General features: G+C 48.7%; 3 protein-coding genes. All 3 read left to right on the top strand.

The genetic code is table 11. From position 1 onward, the window contains the following. The coding region (locus PMM47T1_RS30545) for a hypothetical protein (RefSeq protein WP_238536673.1) at nucleotides 1-217 on the top strand (217 nt) is incomplete at its 5' end. 3 nt (nucleotides 218-220) lie between these two features. Next, a complete protein-coding gene (locus PMM47T1_RS29455) occupies nucleotides 221-1,525 on the top strand; it encodes a VRR-NUC domain-containing protein (protein ID WP_008375812.1) in 1,305 nt (434 codons plus the stop codon). A 10-nt stretch (nucleotides 1,526-1,535) separates the two neighbouring features. Beyond that, a complete protein-coding gene (locus PMM47T1_RS28380; protein WP_043301662.1) occupies nucleotides 1,536-2,660 on the top strand; it encodes a type VI immunity family protein in 1,125 nt (374 codons plus the stop codon). The last annotated feature ends 79 nt before the right edge of the window (nucleotides 2,661-2,739 follow it).

The raw sequence follows: 2,739 nt of genomic DNA, 5'->3' as shown, positions 1-2,739 counted from the left end.
GGTGCCCTACACCTTGGTAAAACCAGATGGCACGCGTTTGGCCGGCTACTCGGATGAAAACGGCAAGACTTTTCAGGTCCATACCAACGACCCCGCGGAGGTGAATTTGATGACCCCAGCTCGTAAGCAAGAGCCCGATCAGCCATTGATCAGGGCTGGGGAAAGCGCTCCCAGGAAGATGACGCTTGATCTTAAAGATGCCAATCCGGAGGGCTAAGCCATGGCCGTACTGCAACAACCCCAAACATCGCAAGGATGCACCACTACCAGCATCGAAGGCACGGTTGAACGAGCTCCCTTGCCCAGCCCTAGAAATCTCCCTTATTTAATGGAAAAAGCTAGCTATGCTGCGCGATTTCCAAAGATTGCTATCCGCTGCACAAGAGAGGGGACCCCCTCTGAAATACAGTTAAAACAAATTGTCATGAGTGGATTGATTCGAGCAGACGAGTATCGCTATGACTACTTTTGGGATTATAAGGCAGAGGTTAGCTTTGATATGAGCTACACGCCGCCACAACCTTTCCTAAGCTCCTCGCTACTCAAAAGCGATGTAGACGCTGATCCCGATCGACGCCATACGCTTACTCCATTCCCCAAAGGTTCTACGGGAGGGTTGCTGCGACGTCCGGATGTTATAATCGTAAAAAACAGAAGTATCCGCTGGCCCGGACGAGCGGGCACCGACCATCAAGGGCTTTCTCAGCCGGACAACCTGGAGCGGGTCGTGGAGATTAAGTTTCCCGGGGATGAGCTTTCACGGGATCAAGCGCAGGACTATATAATAATCGCGGGAAGCCCTACACGCTTTTCTGTATTGTCAATAAGTGATTGCCGTACAGACGACGACAAAGAACGAGACCACGAATATAACAGAAACTTCAAGCCAACGGCTGCATATGATTCCAAACAATGGCACCCTCTAGGGCCCGTTACTTCTCCAGAAATGCCCCCCATGCCAGCGCCGACACCAGTACCTGTGTACGGCCCTGAGCCAACGGCGAGACCAGCACAAGTGGAAAGCTGGACCCAGTTGGTACAGCGGGAAGTGGCAGGAGTTATAGAGCAAGGTGCTGAAGGCGTCCGCTACTTGTCAGCAGAAATTCAAAACCACCTCGAAAGCTCAAAAAAATGGTTAACTGAGAACGGTAGTTGGGCAAGAGACGAAATTCAAGGTAATTGGACTTGGATCACTGAGGAAGGCGTTCAAATCACACAGTGGACCGATGAGCAATTAAAGGCAGCCTGGAAAGAAATCCAAAGATATACGGACCTAACCACAGACATGCTAAAGGAAGTGAATTGGACTCAGGTAATGATGGATCCAGGCACAAAATATGCACTCGCTATAGTTGTAATTTCGATCGGCGCCGTGGTCGTTGGAGCGACGTTAGTTACCGTCGGAATTCCAGCTACTTTACTTGCACCACTGATTGTAATATTGCGGATTGCTCAGGTTTTCTGGGCGCTATTAGCAGGAGTGCTGGGTAGCACGGCTGCCACCTCAGCCGCTATAGCTGGTTAGGGATAAGATCATGAGCAAATTAGAAATACTCGAAGCACAAGCTCCTAATTTAGAATTTGAACTAGCAGATCGAACGCCAGTAGTAAAGCTAGGATTGATTGCTACGATTTATTTTTGTGGCGGCTACACGTCCGACAGTAAAAAAAGAGCAATGCAGTGCTTTGAACGCTTCAAAAAAGAGTACGGCCATTTATTGAATGGTCAGTTCCATAAAAAATTCAAAAAAATCACAGACCAAAGCTTCGAAAAAACGAAAGAACAAATACTTCAATCCAAACCCAATGAAAAATATGAATGGGAACTCAGTAGCGCAAAATCTGTTTCCGAGGCAGCGGAGTACAGCCTGGCCATCTTGAACTCTCAGGAAGTCCACGGTGATTCTAGACGTTCTTTCATCAAGCTAACCTTACCGTGGGAGACATTGAAGCAGCCCAGCGGCGTGCAGCACTATCACCAATGGCTATTTTATCTCTGCAACCAAATCCAAGCTGATCATGGATATGGGGGGCTGTCCTCCGCGCTGCCGTATGACCACTACAATTATGAGCCAATTGAGTATCAGCTAGCTCAGCAGCATCCGGGACTAGAAGTAGATTCTCTTGTCATAAACTTTGCCCTTGAGCTCGTTAACTCTATTAAAGGTGCGAACTGGTACACAATATTATCAACGAAATTCATTGACAAGCTTGGAGGGCTCGACTCTATCACCAAAGCGCTTACCAAACATACCGACATCCAGATATTCAGCTATGATTGCGGCACGATAATTAGGGCTGGGGACTACCCAGAACTAGGTTCGCAACAGGGGGACAACCCAGAAGCTTATGTAGCGGTCAATCGAGTTATAAAGCCTATTCGGATTGCAAAACCCGACCAACTGCATACCTATTCTGCATATGGAAATACATTTGACGAGGAGAGTAGCAAGCGTTGGTACGCGCGCTTTGACGAAGCCGAGGAGATCACACGGTCGCCACGTCGCCTTGCAGCTGGAGAACATTGCAGTGTAGCCGGCTTTTGGTACAGCCCAGCAAATAACAACGTTCGGCAGCGATTTAAACAAGGTGAAGTTATGCCGGAGTTTAAAGAATCATCATGGGGAGCTACGTTTTGGTATTGGTCCGGGGAGGAGTAGAGAAGGTGAATAGCGCCCAAACGCCATCAAACGAGACTTAGAAGGGAACGCCACTGCGCCGACTACCGCCTAGCCGATC

Origin of the sequence: Pseudomonas sp. M47T1 (genome assembly GCF_000263855.1) — a bacterium.
Taxonomy (GTDB): Bacteria; Pseudomonadota; Gammaproteobacteria; order Pseudomonadales; family Pseudomonadaceae; genus Aquipseudomonas.
This window is presented reverse-complemented; position numbering and strand designations above follow the sequence as displayed.